This window comes from Janthinobacterium sp. SUN120 (assembly GCF_030397735.1).
GTDB lineage: Bacteria > Pseudomonadota > Gammaproteobacteria > Burkholderiales > Burkholderiaceae_D > Janthinobacterium > Janthinobacterium kumbetense.
Window position 1 is genome coordinate 417,270 of sequence record NZ_JAPUBW010000002.1, and the last position, 15,334, is coordinate 432,603.

Genomic DNA, 15,334 nt, shown 5'->3' on the forward strand with positions numbered 1-15,334 from the left:
TCGCGCTTCGCGAGGAATTAGCGGGTTAATCTAACCTTCCGCGACACGGCCTGACCGGTTAGCGGATTGCACATCAAGTTGTGGGGAAGGGCTTTTTTATTGCACCAGCATTCTGCATACCGTCATTTAGAATAGCACGCGGTATTGTAACGCAACAACCGCTAGTTGAATTTTATTTGGCAAGCAAATGTAAGCTGTGTTGTTGATTTTCCCGGGCTTGCAAGCCTGTCACTATTGCGCTTACGGCACATCGGCGGCCCTGCCGGCGTGCCGCTTGCGTCCAACTGGTCTGCCCGGCAACGGCGCCGCCGCGATGGCCGCCAGCCAATCGGGATCGCCGGCAAACCACTCCACCAGGAAGTCGAGCATGGTGCGCAGCAAGGGCGACATGTGCTGTCGCGAGGTGTAGATGCCGTAGATGCCCATGTCCTGCGGCTGATACGCGGGCAGGAGCTCCACCAGCTGCCCGCTGGCGATCAGCGGCGCGGCCGAATAGCGCGGCTGCATGGCGATGCCCGCCCCCGCCACCGTGGCCACCAGCAGGACCAGCGACTCATTCGCCGACAGGCGGCCGCTGACGGGGACAGTGAGCGCTTCCCCGTCGTGCGTGAACTGCCACAGGCTCTTGCCGAAATACGTGTACGTCAGGCAGTTATGCAAGGCCAGGTCTTCCGCCCGGCGCGGCGTGCCGTGCGCCGCCAGGTACGATGGTGCGGCGCACACCACCGAAGCGCAGCTGGCCAGCTGGCGCGTAATCAGGTTCGGCTCGAGCGCGTTCGTGATGCGGATCGCCAGGTCGATGCGCTGCTCCACCAGATTGACGGCGCGGTTCTCCATCTGCAGGTCGACGGCGGCGCGCGGGTAGCGCCGCAGGTAAGCGGTCACTGCGCCGGCCAGCGCCGTCTGCGCCAGCGATTGCGAGCAGGTGATGCGCAGCAAGCCGTGCGGCGTGTCGAGGCCCTCGGGCGAGGTGACGGCCATGGCGCCGGCCACTTCCAGCATCTGCCGGCAGCGCGCCAGGGTGGCCTCGCCCGCATCCGTCAGGCTCAAACGGCGCGTGGTGCGATGCAGCAAGCGCGCCCCCGCCCACTGCTCCATCTCGGCCAGGTAGCGCGTCACCATGGCGCGCGACATGTCGAGCGCGTCGCTGGCGGCCACCATGCTGCCACGCTCGGCGATGGCGACAAATACTTGTGCGGCGGTGATGCGGTCCATGCGGGTACTCCCTTGATTCATCCGATTCATGCAACTAAGTATTGCAATCTACCCTATTTCCCGTGTCTGGTCGAAAGGATAATATGCAAGAGAGTATCTAATATTGAAAGAATAATATGCTTGCACGCGCCGCCCTCCCCTTTCACCCCTCCCGCACGCTGGAGACCTTCCAACTGGATGTGCTGGGCCGCGCACCGTCCACCTCGCTGCTGCTGAGCGGCGTGGCGGACGCCATCCTCGTCAATACCCAGTTCCTGCGCGACGATGCGGCGCAGTTAGCGCACACCATCGCCGCCAGCGGCAAGCGCCTGACCACCATCTATATCAGCGCGGCCGAACCGCAAGCCTATTTCGGCCTGGGCGTGCTGCAGCAAGCTTTTCCGCAAGCCCATATCCTCGCCAGCGGCGCCACGGTCGAGGCGATACGCCGCCAGGCCGGCGCCAGGGTCGCCCACTGGGGCGGCATCCTCAAGCACAATGCGCCACACCGCATCGTCCTGCCGCAACCCTATGACGGCGACAGCCTGCAGCTGGAGGGCCGGCAGGTCGCCCTGCGCCAGCTGGAAGCGGCCTTGAACTGAGGCTGGACCAGCGCTCTTACAAGGCGGCCAGGAAGCGTTCATACTCTTGCGCGCTGCGCGCCAGCCGCCCGGCATAACCCGTTTCCTTCGGCCCGTCTTCCGCACCATAGAAGGCAAAGAAGCGGCGGTTGTCGGCGCCGATATACGCCAGGGTGACATCGAACGGCGCCAGCAGCTGCGCCAGGGTGACGTTCCACTTGCCTTCCGGCGTGAAGTCTTCCTGGCGGATGCCTGCCGTGACGGCCAGCGCCACCTTGCGGCCCTTGAAGGCGTCGCCGCCCGTGCCGTAGGCCCAGCCATACGCCAGCACGTCATCGAGCCACCGCTTCAGCAAGGGCGGACAGTTAAACCAGTACACGGGGAACTGCAAGACCACATTGGCGTGCGCCTCCACCAGCGCCTGCTCCCGCGCCACATCGATATTTCCATCCGGATAAGCCCGGTGCACATCGTGGAGGGTGTAGCGCTCAGGATACTGCGCCAGCTCCTGCAGCCAGCGCTTGTTGGCGACCGATGTATCGATCGAGGGATGGAAGACGATAACGAGGGTTTTCTTCATGCTGCTTTCCTGAATATGGGATGAATGCACCGGACCCGCATGCACAGAAAAGCAGGCAAACCGGTACCCTGCCCCAAGGCGCGCAGCACATGGCCGCGCGCCTGCAGGGGCAAAAACAGCATAACCATAGCGAGTACTTTTCACAAGTACGCACATTGACTACCTATACAGCATAAAAGGTAAGTTACTTGACTCTAGAAATCCCCTTTACCAGGCGTACTTGGATCAGGCAGGCTGGTGCCGTTCACCCCACTCGCACAAAGTATGCAGCACGGGGATCAGCGAGGCGCCCTTGCTTGAGAGGGAATATTCCACCTTGGGCGGTACTTGCGGATATTCCTTGCGCACGATCAGCGCATCGGCTTCGAGTTCCTTCAGGACGACGCTGAGGGTCTTGAAGGCGATGCCGCCGAGATGCCGCTTGAGTTCGTTATGCCGCAGCACCGTGTTTTCCGCCAGCGCGTACAGGATCAGCATCTTGTACTTGCCGCCGATCAGCGACAAGGTATAGCCAAATGCCGTATCGCCCAAGGCCACGCCGCTGGGGGCGCATGTTTCGTCATTCATCGCGTTATGTTTTCTGTTGAAGCCAGGCCTGAGCATACCAGCCCGGCTTGCGGCCGGCGGTGCGGACAGGCATAAAAAAAGCGAGCCGCAAGGCTCGCTTTTGTGCGCCGGGCCGCAAGGCCCGGCAAGAACAATACGCGGTAACTTAAGCGCGCTTGTCCAGTGGCAATACTTCGCGCGTGGTCGAACCGACGAACAGCTGGCGCGGACGGCCAATTTTTTGCTCTGGGTCGGCGATCATTTCGTTCCACTGGGCGATCCAACCGATCGTACGGGCCATGGCGAAGATACCGGTGAACAGCGATACCGGGATGCCCAGTGCGGATTGCACGATGCCCGAGTAGAAGTCGACGTTCGGGTACAGTTTGCGCGAAACGAAGTATTCGTCGTTCAGTGCAATCTTTTCCAGTTCCATCGCCAGCTTGAACAGCGGGTCGTCTTGCAGACCCAGCTCTTGCAGCACTTCGTAGCAGGTTTCACGCATCAGCTTGGCGCGTGGATCGAAGTTCTTGTACACGCGGTGACCAAAGCCCATCAGCTTGACGCCGGAGTTCTTGTCCTTGACTTGCGCGATGAAGGCAGGGATGTTCTCGACGGTGCCGATTTCTTTCAGCATGTTCAGCGCCGCTTCGTTGGCGCCGCCGTGGGCAGGGCCCCACAGGCAGGCGATACCGGCAGCGATACAGGCGAACGGGTTGGCGCCCGACGAACCGGCCAGACGGACAGTCGAAGTCGATGCGTTTTGCTCGTGGTCCGCGTGCAGGATCAGGATGCGGTCCAGAGCGCGCACCAGCACGTCGTTGACCTTGTACTCTTCGCACGGGTTGGCGAACATCATGTGCATGAAGTTGGCGCTGTACGACAGGTCGTTGCGTGGGTACACGAACGGCTGGCCGACCGAGTACTTGTAGGTCATGGCGACCAGGGTAGGCATCTTGGCGATCAGGCGGATGGCCGACACTTCGCGGTGACGCGGGTCGTTGATGTCCAGCGAGTCATGGTAGAACGATGCCAGCGCGCCGACGGTGCCCACCAGGACCGACATCGGATGCGCGTCGCGGCGGAAGCCACGGAAGAAGAATTGCATCTGTTCGTGCACCATCGTGTGCTTGGTGACGGTGTCGACGAACTTGGCTTTCTGCGCTGCGTTCGGCAGTTCGCCGTTCAGCAGCAGGTAGCACGATTCCATGAAGTCGGCGTTGACGGCCAACTGTTCGATCGGGTAACCACGGTACAGCAGCTCGCCCTTGTCGCCGTCGATGTAGGTGATCGACGAGTTGCAGGCGGCCGTCGACATAAAGCCTGGGTCGTAGGTGAACTTGCCGCTACCGGCGTACAGTTTGCGGATGTCGATGACGTCCGGGCCAACCGTGCCTTTGTAGATTGGAAATTCAAGCGATGGGCTGCCATCGGAGAACGACAGGGTAGCTTTTGTGTCAGAGATATTCATGGGCTCTTCCTTCTCGGGAGTGAGTCGAAATTAAAATCAAAAATTCTGGCTGCAATTCGCACCGCAATTCGGCAGTGCTACAGCGCGCCACTCGCACCGTTTGCAATATATCGCCCAGGCGTCTAGGCAATGCGCAGTCGTTGCAGCAGTGCGCGCACATGCGGCAGATCGACTTCGCCTTCCGGCTCTTTACGGGCCAGTACCAGATCCATTAACGCATTGTCCGACAAATCCAGCAAACGCGTCAGCGCGTCAACTTCTTCATCGGTCAATTCGGTTTCATACGCATCGAGAAAACGGGTCAGGATAATGTCGTTTTCCAGCAGGCCACGGCGTGAACGCCAGCGCAGGCGGGCGCGGTTGGCCGGGTCGGCCTGATGCGAGGACAAAATTGATTCTGTCATTTGGTTTACCACTTTACGTGTGCCTTGCGGCACGGTGCTGCTTTGCAGGCGCCGCCTGCAGGCAAGAGAGGATACCCTCTTCCCGCAAACGGCGCCCGGCGGACGCGATCAGGGTGATCAGATCGCGCGGCGGACCATCAATTCCTTGATCTTGCCGATCGCCTTGTTCGGGTTCAACCCTTTCGGGCAGACGTCGACGCAGTTCATGATCGAATGGCAGCGGAACAGGCGGTACGGGTCTTCCAGGTTGTCCAGACGCGCGCCGGTGGCTTCGTCGCGCGAGTCGGCGATGAAGCGGTAGGCTTGCAGCAGGCCGGCCGGGCCGACGAATTTGTCCGGATTCCACCAGAACGACGGGCACGACGTGGAGCAGCATGCGCACAGGATGCACTCGTACAGGCCATCGAGTTCTTCGCGCTGTTCCGGCGACTGCAGGCGCTCTTTTTCAGGCGGGATCGAATCGTTGATCAGGAAAGGCTTGATCGAATCGTACTGCTTGAAAAATTGCGTCATGTCGACGATCAGGTCGCGGATGACTGGCAGACCTGGCAACGGACGCAGCACGATAGGCTCCGACAGTTCGTTCAGATTGGTCGTGCATGCCAGGCCGTTCTTGCCGTTGATGTTCATCGCGTCCGAACCGCACACGCCTTCGCGGCACGAGCGGCGCAGGGCCAGCGAGTCATCGACGTCCGCCTTGATGCGCTGCAGTGCGTCGAGCAGCATCTTGTCGGTGTCTTTCAGTTCGACCGTCAGGTCTTGCATGTACGGCTTGGCATCCTGGTCAGGATCGTAGCGGTAGATTTTGAATTTGAGAGTGCGTGCCATGGTATAGCCTTAGAAAGTACGTGGTTTCGGTTTGAAGGTATCAACCGTCAGCGGCTTGGTCACGACTGGCTTGTATTCCAGTCGGTTGCCTTCCGAATACCACAGAGTGTGCTTCATCCAGTTGTCGTCGTCACGTTGCGGATGGTCATCCTGGGCGTGGGCGCCGCGCGATTCCTTGCGGGCAGCTGCCGAAACGATGGTTGCTTTCGCCGTTTCGATCAGGTTGTCCAGCTCCAACGCTTCCACGCGGGCCGTGTTGAAGACCATCGATTTATCCTTGAAGGAGACGTGCTTGCGGCGCTCGTCAAGCTTCATGATTTCTTCGACGCCCTTGTTCAGCATCTCGTCGGTACGGAACACGCCACAGTACTTCTGCATCGTTGCGCGGATGTCGTTCGCCACGCCCTGCACGGTTTCCGTGCCGGTCGAGTTTTCCAGGCGCGCCAGGCGGCCCATGGCGAAATCGGCAGCGTCGGCTGGCAAAGGCTTGTTTTCCTTGGCTTTCAGGCCGCTGTTAACGATGTGGTTGCCGGCCGCGCGGCCGAAGACCACCAGGTCGAGCAGCGAGTTCGTGCCCAGGCGGTTGGCGCCGTGCACCGAGACGCAGGCGCATTCGCCGATCGCGTACAGACCGTTGACAACCTTGGCCGAATTATCCGGGCCGGTCGGGGTGACGACCTGGCCGTGGATGTTCGTCGGGATGCCGCCCATCTGGTAGTGAATCGTCGGCACGACAGGAATCGGTTCCTTGGTGGCGTCGACGTTGGCGAACTTGTGGCCGATTTCCAGGATCGACGGCAGGCGCTTGGCGATGGTGTCGGCGCCGATATGGCGCAGGTCCAGCATCACGTGGTCCTTGTTCGGACCGCAGCCGCGGCCTTCCTTGATTTCCTGGTCCATCGAACGCGAGACGAAGTCGCGCGGCGCCAGATCCTTCAGGGTCGGCGCATAGCGCTCCATGAAGCGTTCGCCTTCGCTATTGATCAGGATGCCGCCTTCGCCGCGCACGCCTTCAGTGATCAATACGCCCGCGCCGGCCACGCCGGTCGGGTGGAACTGCCAGAATTCCATGTCTTGCAGCGGCAGGCCGGCGCGTGCCGCCATGCCCATGCCGTCACCCGTGTTAATGAAGGCGTTGGTCGACGCGGCGAAGATGCGGCCTGCGCCACCCGTTGCCATGACCGTCGTTTTTGCTTCCAGGATCATGCATTCGCCGGTTTCCATTTCCAGCGCGACAACACCGATCACGTCGCCTTCGGCGTCACGGATCAGGTCGAGCGCCATCCATTCGACGAAGAAGTGCGTACGGGCGCGCACGTTGCGCTGGTACAGGGTGTGCAACAGGGCGTGACCGGTACGGTCGGCTGCCGCGCAAGCGCGCTGCACCGGCTTTTCACCGAAGTGGGCCGTGTGGCCGCCGAATGGACGCTGGTAGATGGTGCCGTCAGGGTTGCGGTCGAATGGCATGCCGAAGTGTTCCAGCTCGTACACGACTTTCGGTGCTTCGCGGCACATGAATTCGATGGCATCCTGGTCGCCCAGATAGTCGCCACCCTTGACGGTGTCGAACATGTGCCAGAACCAGTTGTCTTCGGCCATGTTGCCGAGCGACGCGCCGATACCGCCCTGCGCCGCAACGGTGTGCGAGCGGGTCGGGAAAACTTTCGACAGAACTGCGACGTTCAGACCGGCTTCCGCCAGTTGCAACGACGCGCGCATGCCGGAACCGCCGGCGCCAACGATTACCGCATCAAAGCGGCGGGTAGGGATTGCAGATTTATATGCTGCCACGATTACACACTCCAGAGTATCTGTACCGTCCAGCCGGCACAAGCGATCAACCACAGCATGGTGGCAATTTGCAGGGTCAGACGGAGGCCAGCGCTTTTCACGTAGTCCATCCAGATGTCGCGTACGCCGACCCATGCGTGGTAGAACAGGGCGACGAAGGTCACCAGGCTGAACAATTTAAACCACTGCTGTGCGAACAGACCAGCCCAGCCTTCATAGCTGAAGTTGCTGCCGGTCAGGAAAGAAATAAGCAGGATGGCAACATAGGCCACCATGACGATGGCGGTAACGCGTTGCGCCAGCCAGTCGCGCAAGCCGTAATGGGCACCGACGACGAGGCGTTTCGGTCCGATATTATTGTCTGCCATGTTTAAAATACTCCAAACAGTTTCAAAGCGACCAAAGCCGTCAGCACCAGGCTCACGACCAGTACGGAGGACGCGGTCTTGCGTGCCGAATCTTTTTCGATGGCAACGTGCACGTCCATGAACAGGTGGCGGATGCCGGCGCAGAAGTGGTGCAGGAAGGCCCAGACCAGACCCAGGGTGATCAGCTTGACGAACCAGTGCGAGGCGATGCCCTGGAAGTAGGCATACGACATTTCGGAACGCAGGCTCAGTTCCAGCATGTACAGGATGCACGGCAGCAAGGCGAAAATGATGAAACCGCTGATGCGATGCAGGATCGAGACGATGGCGCCGACAGCCATGCGGTAGTTCGACAATTCGGTAACATGAATGTTACGGAATTGCGGCCGTTCTTTTTTTGGTACTTCTCTTACGGCTTCAGACATAACAAAAACCTCCCCTTTGAATTTCAACTAAATATTGAAGCCGCGATTTTCGCCGATTTTCGCAACCCATACCAATATCTATTGTTACATATAACCAAAATGGTTTTTTACTACAAAATACCGCGCTACTTTCCGTAGTTCACGTAATTTAATTACAGAATCGCTGGCAAAACACGGCCCGCCGGGGCGGGCCATGCTGTCGCTGCGCTTTCCGTTGTCTCCGTTGCCCGCCTTGCGGCAGGCATCTTGCAAGCGATGCACTTCAGCCTTGCTGCTTGTTCGGACGCCCGCGGGCGCCCCGCCGCTTCAGCTGAGTTCATTCTGATAATGATGACGACTGGTCAGGTACAAGCCCCGGCGCAGTTCGACCGGCTTGTCGCCGTAGGTAAACGACACGCGCTCGGAACTGAGCAAGGGCGTGCCGAGGTCGATATTTAACAATTGCGCGGCGCCCGCGTCGGCGCACACGGCGCGGATCTGTTCGGACGCGCGGATCATGCGCGTGCCGAATTCCGTTTCGAACAGGCCATACATGGGACCCTTGTATTCCACTAGGCGCTCGGCCGTCAGACCCTTGAAGATCAGGCCAGGCAACCACAATTCCTCGACGATGGTCGGCACGCCGTCGAAATACTGCACGCGCTTGATGAAGATGACGGCGTCGCCGGACTTCAAGTCCATCAGGCGCGCCACGTCGGCCGGCGCGCGCACGCGCTTGACCTCAATAAACTTGCTTTCGGGATAATGCGGCACGCCTTCGTCCGGCACCAGGCGCAGGAAGCGGAAATGCGCGCGCGCCTCATGGTGGGTGGAAACAAAGGTGCCCTTGCCCTGGCGGCGCATGACGAGATTCTCGGCGGCCAGTTCATCGATGGCCTTGCGCACCGTGCCCTGGCTGACCTTGAAACGGCCCGCCAGCTCGACTTCGCTGGGAATCAGTTCGCCCGGCTTCCATTCGCCCGATTGCAGGCTCTGCGTGATGAGCGCCTTGATCTGCTGGTACAGGGGACTGAAGGTGGGCGAGGCATTCGCGGCAGGCGCTGGCACGGCGGCGGTGGCAGTGGTATTGACGCTGGCAACAGGGGCGGCGGCGGTGCTGGCCGCTGCGGCAACAGGCGTGGCCGGGGTGCCCGCGGTCGGACTGACCGCCCCGCTTGCAGCAGTGGCATTGTTGGTCAGATTGGACGAGGCGGAATTCATAGTCCGACATTTCAACACAAATCACTGCCCGCGTCCAGTAAAACACACGCAGTTATCTGTCTTATATAAGACATAAGATATGATTGACAGATAGAGATCGGAGGCCTAAACTGCCCTCGATAAAACTTGTGAGCCAGCGTTTTATGTTGTCGGCCAGCCACTCTGGCCTCGTGCAGCACAAGCGTGACGGCAGCGTACACCAGCAATTCGGTGGCGCGGGCCGGTTTTGGTATCATTATAGTTTTTCCGGATAAGCGTAAGCCCAGCTTCAAGCCCGTTTTCTTTCCCATTTTTGGAGATTCATCATGGCTAAAACCCCAATGCGTGTTGCAGTGACCGGCGCCGCCGGCCAGATCGGCTACGCCCTGTTGTTCCGCATCGCCAATGGCGACATGCTCGGCAAAGACCAGCCTGTCATCTTGCAACTGCTTGAAATCCCGGACGAAAAAGCCCAGAAGGCGCTCAAGGGCGTGATGATGGAAATCGACGACTGCGCATTCCCGCTGCTGACGGAAATGACCGCCCATTCCAATCCGCTGACCGCCTTCAAGGATGTCGACGTGGCCGTACTGGTTGGCGCGCGTCCACGCGGCCCAGGCATGGAACGCAAGGACCTGCTGGAAGCGAACGCCCAGATCTTCACCGTACAAGGCAAGGCGCTCGACGCCGTCGCTTCGCGCAATGTCAAAGTACTGGTGGTCGGCAACCCAGCTAACACCAACGCCTACATCGCCATGAAATCGGCGCCATCGCTGCCAGCGAAAAACTTCACCGCCATGCTGCGCCTGGACCACAACCGCGCGCTGTCACAAGTGGCTGCCAAGACCGGCACCGCCGTGAAAGACATCGAAAAGCTGACCGTGTGGGGCAACCACTCGCCAACGATGTACGCCGACTACCGTTTCGCCACCGTGAACGGCAAGGCTGTCAAGGACCTGATCAACGACCAGGAATGGAACGCCAACACCTTCCTGCCAACCGTCGGCAAGCGCGGCGCGGCCATCATCGAAGCGCGCGGCCTGTCGTCGGCAGCGTCGGCAGCGAACGCCGCCATCGACCACATCCATGATTGGATGCTGGGCACCGCCGGCAAGTGGACTACCATGGGCGTTCCTTCGGATGGCTCGTATGGCATTCCTGAAGGCACCGTATTCGGCTTCCCGGTCACCACCGACAACGGTGAGTACACCATCGTTCAAGGTCTGGAAATCGATGCATTCTCGCAAGAGCGCATCAACCTGACCCTGAAAGAACTGACCGAAGAGCGCGAAGGCGTGAAACACCTGCTGGCCTAAGTCCAGTATTGGCGGCGCGGCCTGAGCGCCGCCCGCCAAGAAGGCCGCCCGCGACATTCGCGGCGCGGCTGTTTTCTCAAGTAGTTTTTACCTGCAGAAATGCCTTAAGCATGCACCCTTCCGAGGTTTTATTCCAAGGCAAACGCCAGCCGCTGTTGCTCGCCGCTTGCGACCACTACGCCGGCTCTGAAAAGCTGATGCGTAAATCGATTGCTTTGCAACAAGAGCTTGGCCCCCTGTTCGACATCACGTTCGACTGCGAAGACGGCGCCAGCGCCGGCAATGAAGAATCCCACGCCCACATGATCGCCGGCCTGCTGGCCAGCGACGAGAACCAGTTCAACCGCATCGGTGTGCGCGTGCACGACGTCGACAGCCCGTTTTTCGCGCGCGACGTGGAAATCATCTGCAGCGCCGCGTCCCGCCTGGCCTATATCGCCGTACCCAAGGTGGGCGGCGTGCAGGATGCCATGCTGGCCATCGACCTGATCAACCTGCACGCGCGCCGCGCCGGCCGCGACAACCTGCCCGTGCATATCCTGATCGAGACGCATGGCGCGCTGCGCGACGCCTATGCGATCGCCGCCCTGCCCCAGGTCGAATGCCTGTCCTTCGGCATCATGGATTTCGTTTCGGCCCACTACGGCGCCATTCCCGCCGCCGCCATGCGCACGCCGGGCCAGTTCACGCATCCGCTGGTGGTGCGCGCCAAGCTCGAAGTGGCCGCCGCCTGCCACGCGCACGGCAAGGTGCCGTCGCATAACGTGACGACGGACGTGCGCGATTCGGCCGTGGTGGCAAATGACGCCCAGCGCGCGACAGCCGAGTTCGGCTACACGCGCATGTGGAGCATCCACCCGGACCAGATCAAGCCCATCATCAAGGCCTTCACGCCGCGCCTGTCCGAAGTCAACGAAGCCAGCAATATCCTCAATGAAGCGCTGCGCGCCAACTGGGGACCGATTGCGCAAAATGGCCGCTTGCACGACCGCGCCAGCTACCGATATTATTGGACCGTTTTGCAACGCGCCAAACTGGCAGGCCTCGGCCTGCCCGAGGCGGCCGCTGCATTACTCAACGCCCCCTCTTCCAGCACCACTGAAAACTGACAGGAATTACACGATGTCCCTCTCCAAATTAGCCATTGCCTGCAGCGTCGCGCTGGGCGCCATGACCCTCACGCTGGCGCCGGCCAGCTTCGCCGCCACGGATACCAAGGAGCCGGCAAAAGCCAAGGCCGTCAAGGCCAAGCCGAAAGCCAAGGCCACCAAGGCCAAAGCTGCCGCCAAGGAAGCGCATCCGCTCGCCATGTCGGTGGTCGACAAGGAAGAATCCGATGAGCCGGACACCGCCGGCTCCGCTTCCACCGATTTCAATTGTGAACTTGGTAATAAAATTACCATCTACACCAATGCGACTGACGACAAACACATCGCCCTGCGCTGGAAGAAGCGCCTGCACCGCCTGAGCCGCGTGGGCACCACCACCGGCGCCAACCGCTTCGAGAACCGTTTATATGGTCTCGTCTGGATCGGCATCCCGGCCAAAGGCATGCTGCTCGATTCCAAGCAGGGCCGCCAGCTGGCCAATGAATGCAAGGATGCGGAGCAAGCCAAGCCAGCGGCAGTGGTGGAAGCCGCGCCATCGCTGGGCGTGCTGCCGGCAACCGGCGGCTGATGTGAGCAGCAAGGGCCTCTTCGGGGGCTCAGTCATGTTTTGTAATTTGAATAATCAATAAATAGACGATACCCAACAAGGAGAGGTCATGTCCCGCAACACTCTGAACACGCTCAAGGACTTTAATATTTCGGATAGCAAGAAGGGCAAGCTGTACTCCCTGCCTGCGCTGGAAAAAAGCCTGGGCATCAATGTCTCCCGCCTGCCAGTGTCGATTCGTATCGTGCTCGAATCGGTATTGCGCAACTGCGACGGCAAAAAAGTCACCGAAGAACACGTCAAGCAATTGGCGAGCTGGGGCCCGACCGCCGAGCGCACCGACGAGATCCCGTTCGTAGTGGCGCGCGTCGTGCTGCAAGACTTCACCGGCGTGCCGCTGCTGGCCGACCTGGCAGCGATGCGCAACGTGGCCGCCAAGATGGGCATCAACGCGAAGAAAATCGAACCGCTGGTGCCGGTCGACCTGGTGGTCGACCACTCGGTGACCATCGATCACTACCGCGAAAAGAAAGCGCTGGACCTGAACATGAAACTGGAATTCTCGCGTAACAACGAGCGTTACCAGTTCATGAAATGGGGCATGCAAGCCTTCGACACCTTCGGCGTCGTGCCACCAGGCTTCGGCATCGTCCACCAGGTCAACCTGGAATACCTGGCGCGCGGCGTGCACCACGCAGGCAAGAAAGCCGGCGACGTGTACTACCCTGACACCCTGGTCGGCACCGACTCGCACACCACCATGATCAACGGCATCGGCGTGGTCGGCTGGGGCGTGGGCGGCATCGAGGCGGAAGCCGGCATGCTGGGCCAACCGGTCTACTTCCTGACGCCAGACGTCATCGGCGTGAACCTGTCGGGCGCGCTGCGCGAAGGCTGTACCGCCACCGACCTGGTGCTGACCATCACCGAATTGCTGCGCAAAGAGAAAGTCGTCGGCAAGTTCGTCGAATTCTTCGGCGAAGGCACGGAATCGCTGACCTTGACCGACCGCGCCACGATCGCCAACATGGCCCCGGAATACGGCGCGACCATGGGCTTCTTCCCTGTCGACGAAGCCACCATCGATTACTTCAAGGGCACCGGCCGCAGCAAGGCTGAAATCGCCGCGTTCGAAGGCTACTTCAAGGCGCAAAACCTGTTCGGCGTGCCAAAAGCGGGCGACATCGACTACACCCGCGTGGTGGAACTGAACCTGGCGTCGGTCGCTCCGTCGCTGGCCGGCCCGAAACGCCCGCAAGACCGTATCGAAATCGGCAACGTCAAGGCGAACTTCGCCGAGCTGTTCGCCAAGCCAACGACCGAAAACGGCTTCAACAAGAACCCGGCCGACCTGGCTGCCGTGTACGAAACGACGAACGGCGTAAAAGTGTCGAACGGCGACGTGCTGATCGCCGCGATCACCTCGTGCACCAACACCTCGAACCCGAGCGTGATGCTGGCTGCCGGCCTGCTGGCCAAGAAAGCCGTGGAAGCCGGCCTGAAAGTTGCTCCGCACATCAAGACATCGCTGGCCCCTGGCTCGCGCGTCGTGACCGAGTACCTGACGGCCGCCGGCCTGCTGCCATACCTGGAAAAACTGGGCTTCGGCGTGACCGCCTACGGCTGCACCACCTGTATCGGCAATGCGGGCGACCTGACGCCCGAGCTGAACGCTGCCATCGCCACGCACGACATCGTCGCGTCGGCCGTGCTGTCGGGCAACCGTAACTTCGAAGCGCGTATTCACCCGAACATCCGTTCGAACTTCCTCGCTTCGCCACCGCTGGTCGTCGCTTACGCCATCGCCGGCAACATGACGCGCGACCTGATGACGGAACCGGTCGGCAAGGGCAAGGGCGGCAAGGACATCTACCTGGGCGACATCTGGCCGACCTCGGCTGAAGTCTCGGCCATGATGAAGTTCGCCATGAACGCCAAAGTGTTCAAGGACAACTACGCGGACGTCAAGGGCGCGCCAGGCAAGCTGTGGGAGAAAGTCACCACCGTGTCCGGTCAAGTCTACAACTGGCCGAAATCGACCTACATCGCGGAACCACCGTTCTTCGACAACTTCTCGATGACGCCAGCGGCAGTGGCCACCGGCATCGAAGGCGCGCGCGCACTGGGCGTGTTCGGCGATTCCATCACCACCGACCACATCTCGCCAGCCGGCTCGATCCAGGAAAACGGTCCTGCAGGCAAGTGGCTGAAGGAAAACGGCGTCCTGAAAGCGGACTTCAACTCCTACGGCTCGCGTCGCGGCAACCATGAAATCATGATGCGCGGCACGTTCGCCAACGTGCGCATCAAGAACCGCATGATCCCTGCGAAAGCGGACGGTTCGGCGGTCGAAGGCGGCATCACGATCCACCAGCCTTCCGGCGAAGAAATGTCGATCTACGACGCAGCGATGAAATATGTTGCTGAAGGCACGCCAACCATGGTCTTCGGCGGCGAAGAGTACGGCACGGGCTCGTCGCGCGACTGGGCAGCCAAGGGCACCCAGCTGCTGGGCGTGAAAGCCGTGATCACCCGTTCGTTCGAGCGTATTCACCGCTCGAACCTGGTGGGCATGGGCGTGCTGCCGCTGCAATTCATCGGCGACGACAGCGTGCAAACGCTGGGCATCACCGGCAAGGAAACCTTCGACCTGAAAGGCCTCGAAGGCGAAATCAAGCCACAGCAACTGGCTACCCTGGTGATCCACCGCGCCGACGGCTCGAGCCAGGAAGTCAAAGTCCTGCTGCGCATCGATACGCCGATCGAAGTCGATTACTACAAGCATGGCGGTATCCTGCCATTCGTACTGCGTCAACTGCTGGCCGAGTAATCAGCCCAGCTGTGAGGTAAGATAAAAGCGCCGGTTCCGACCGGCGCTTTTTTTCGTCCCGGCACCCCGTTTTTCCTTGAAATTCAGACTATTGGCATGATCTAAGGACAGCTTACGTATTGCGTGCGGCTGAATCCTCTACAATACGGTTATAAGGGTTTATCA

At 60.4% G+C, this 15,334-nt stretch carries 15 protein-coding genes; 5 read left to right on the forward strand and 10 right to left on the reverse strand.

What is annotated here, in order from left to right; genetic code table 11:
* Window positions 1-240: 240 nt before the first annotated feature.
* Window positions 241-1,215, reverse strand: a complete 975-nt coding sequence (locus tag O0879_RS11635) for a LysR family transcriptional regulator (RefSeq protein WP_289916538.1) — start codon at window positions 1,213-1,215, stop codon at window positions 241-243.
* A 116-nt stretch (window positions 1,216-1,331) separates the two neighbouring features.
* On the opposite strand from O0879_RS11635, the gene O0879_RS11640 reads away from it, so the two are divergent.
* Complete coding sequence (locus O0879_RS11640) at window positions 1,332-1,796, forward strand: hypothetical protein (RefSeq protein ID WP_289910946.1); 465 nt, start codon at window positions 1,332-1,334, stop codon at window positions 1,794-1,796.
* A 16-nt stretch (window positions 1,797-1,812) separates the two neighbouring features.
* On the opposite strand, the gene O0879_RS11645 is transcribed toward O0879_RS11640, so the two are convergent.
* The 9 genes from O0879_RS11645 to O0879_RS11685 form a co-directional block, all read right to left on the reverse strand.
* Entirely contained in the window at window positions 1,813-2,355 is a 543-nt protein-coding gene (locus tag O0879_RS11645; RefSeq protein WP_289916540.1) for an NAD(P)H-dependent oxidoreductase, read from the reverse strand.
* A 225-nt stretch (window positions 2,356-2,580) separates the two neighbouring features.
* Window positions 2,581-2,922 (reverse strand): helix-turn-helix domain-containing protein, encoded by a 342-nt coding sequence (locus tag O0879_RS11650; protein ID WP_099667071.1) that lies wholly within the window; start codon window positions 2,920-2,922, stop codon window positions 2,581-2,583.
* Window positions 2,923-3,067: 145 nt separating this feature from the next.
* Complete coding sequence (gltA, locus tag O0879_RS11655) at window positions 3,068-4,372, reverse strand: citrate synthase (RefSeq protein WP_099667070.1); 1,305 nt, start codon at window positions 4,370-4,372, stop codon at window positions 3,068-3,070.
* A 122-nt stretch (window positions 4,373-4,494) separates the two neighbouring features.
* Window positions 4,495-4,776, reverse strand: a complete 282-nt coding sequence (locus O0879_RS11660) for a succinate dehydrogenase assembly factor 2 (protein ID WP_034752073.1) — start codon at window positions 4,774-4,776, stop codon at window positions 4,495-4,497.
* A gap of 117 nt (window positions 4,777-4,893) precedes the next feature.
* On the reverse strand, window positions 4,894-5,604 hold the full coding sequence (locus tag O0879_RS11665; protein WP_034752075.1) for a succinate dehydrogenase iron-sulfur subunit: 711 nt from the start codon (window positions 5,602-5,604) through the stop codon (window positions 4,894-4,896).
* A gap of 9 nt (window positions 5,605-5,613) precedes the next feature.
* Complete coding sequence (gene sdhA, locus O0879_RS11670) at window positions 5,614-7,395, reverse strand: succinate dehydrogenase flavoprotein subunit (RefSeq protein WP_099667069.1); 1,782 nt, start codon at window positions 7,393-7,395, stop codon at window positions 5,614-5,616.
* Between the two features lie 2 nt (window positions 7,396-7,397).
* Entirely contained in the window at window positions 7,398-7,763 is a 366-nt protein-coding gene (sdhD, locus tag O0879_RS11675) for a succinate dehydrogenase, hydrophobic membrane anchor protein (RefSeq protein ID WP_034752078.1), read from the reverse strand.
* Between the two features lie 2 nt (window positions 7,764-7,765).
* The gene (gene sdhC / locus O0879_RS11680; RefSeq protein WP_034752080.1) at window positions 7,766-8,188 is read right to left on the reverse strand and encodes a succinate dehydrogenase, cytochrome b556 subunit; all 423 of its coding nucleotides are present in this window, start codon (window positions 8,186-8,188) and stop codon (window positions 7,766-7,768) included.
* A 306-nt stretch (window positions 8,189-8,494) separates the two neighbouring features.
* Entirely contained in the window at window positions 8,495-9,388 is an 894-nt protein-coding gene (locus O0879_RS11685) for a GntR family transcriptional regulator (protein ID WP_289916544.1), read from the reverse strand.
* A gap of 305 nt (window positions 9,389-9,693) precedes the next feature.
* Here O0879_RS11685 and O0879_RS11690 point away from each other — a divergent pair, with 305 nt between their 5' ends.
* The 4 genes from O0879_RS11690 (at window position 9,694) to acnA (ending at window position 15,169) form a co-directional block, all read left to right on the forward strand.
* Window positions 9,694-10,683 carry a malate dehydrogenase gene (locus O0879_RS11690; RefSeq protein WP_289916547.1) on the forward strand — a complete coding sequence of 330 codons (990 nt, stop codon included), beginning with the start codon at window positions 9,694-9,696 and terminating at the stop codon, window positions 10,681-10,683.
* Between the two features lie 110 nt (window positions 10,684-10,793).
* Window positions 10,794-11,792: an aldolase/citrate lyase family protein gene (locus O0879_RS11695; protein ID WP_289916548.1), complete on the forward strand. Its 999-nt coding sequence runs from the start codon at window positions 10,794-10,796 to the stop codon at window positions 11,790-11,792.
* Between the two features lie 13 nt (window positions 11,793-11,805).
* Window positions 11,806-12,360, forward strand: a complete 555-nt coding sequence (locus O0879_RS11700; RefSeq protein WP_099667066.1) for a hypothetical protein — start codon at window positions 11,806-11,808, stop codon at window positions 12,358-12,360.
* Window positions 12,361-12,448: 88 nt separating this feature from the next.
* Entirely contained in the window at window positions 12,449-15,169 is a 2,721-nt protein-coding gene (gene acnA / locus O0879_RS11705; RefSeq protein ID WP_099667065.1) for an aconitate hydratase AcnA, read from the forward strand.
* Window positions 15,170-15,334 lie beyond the last annotated feature (165 nt).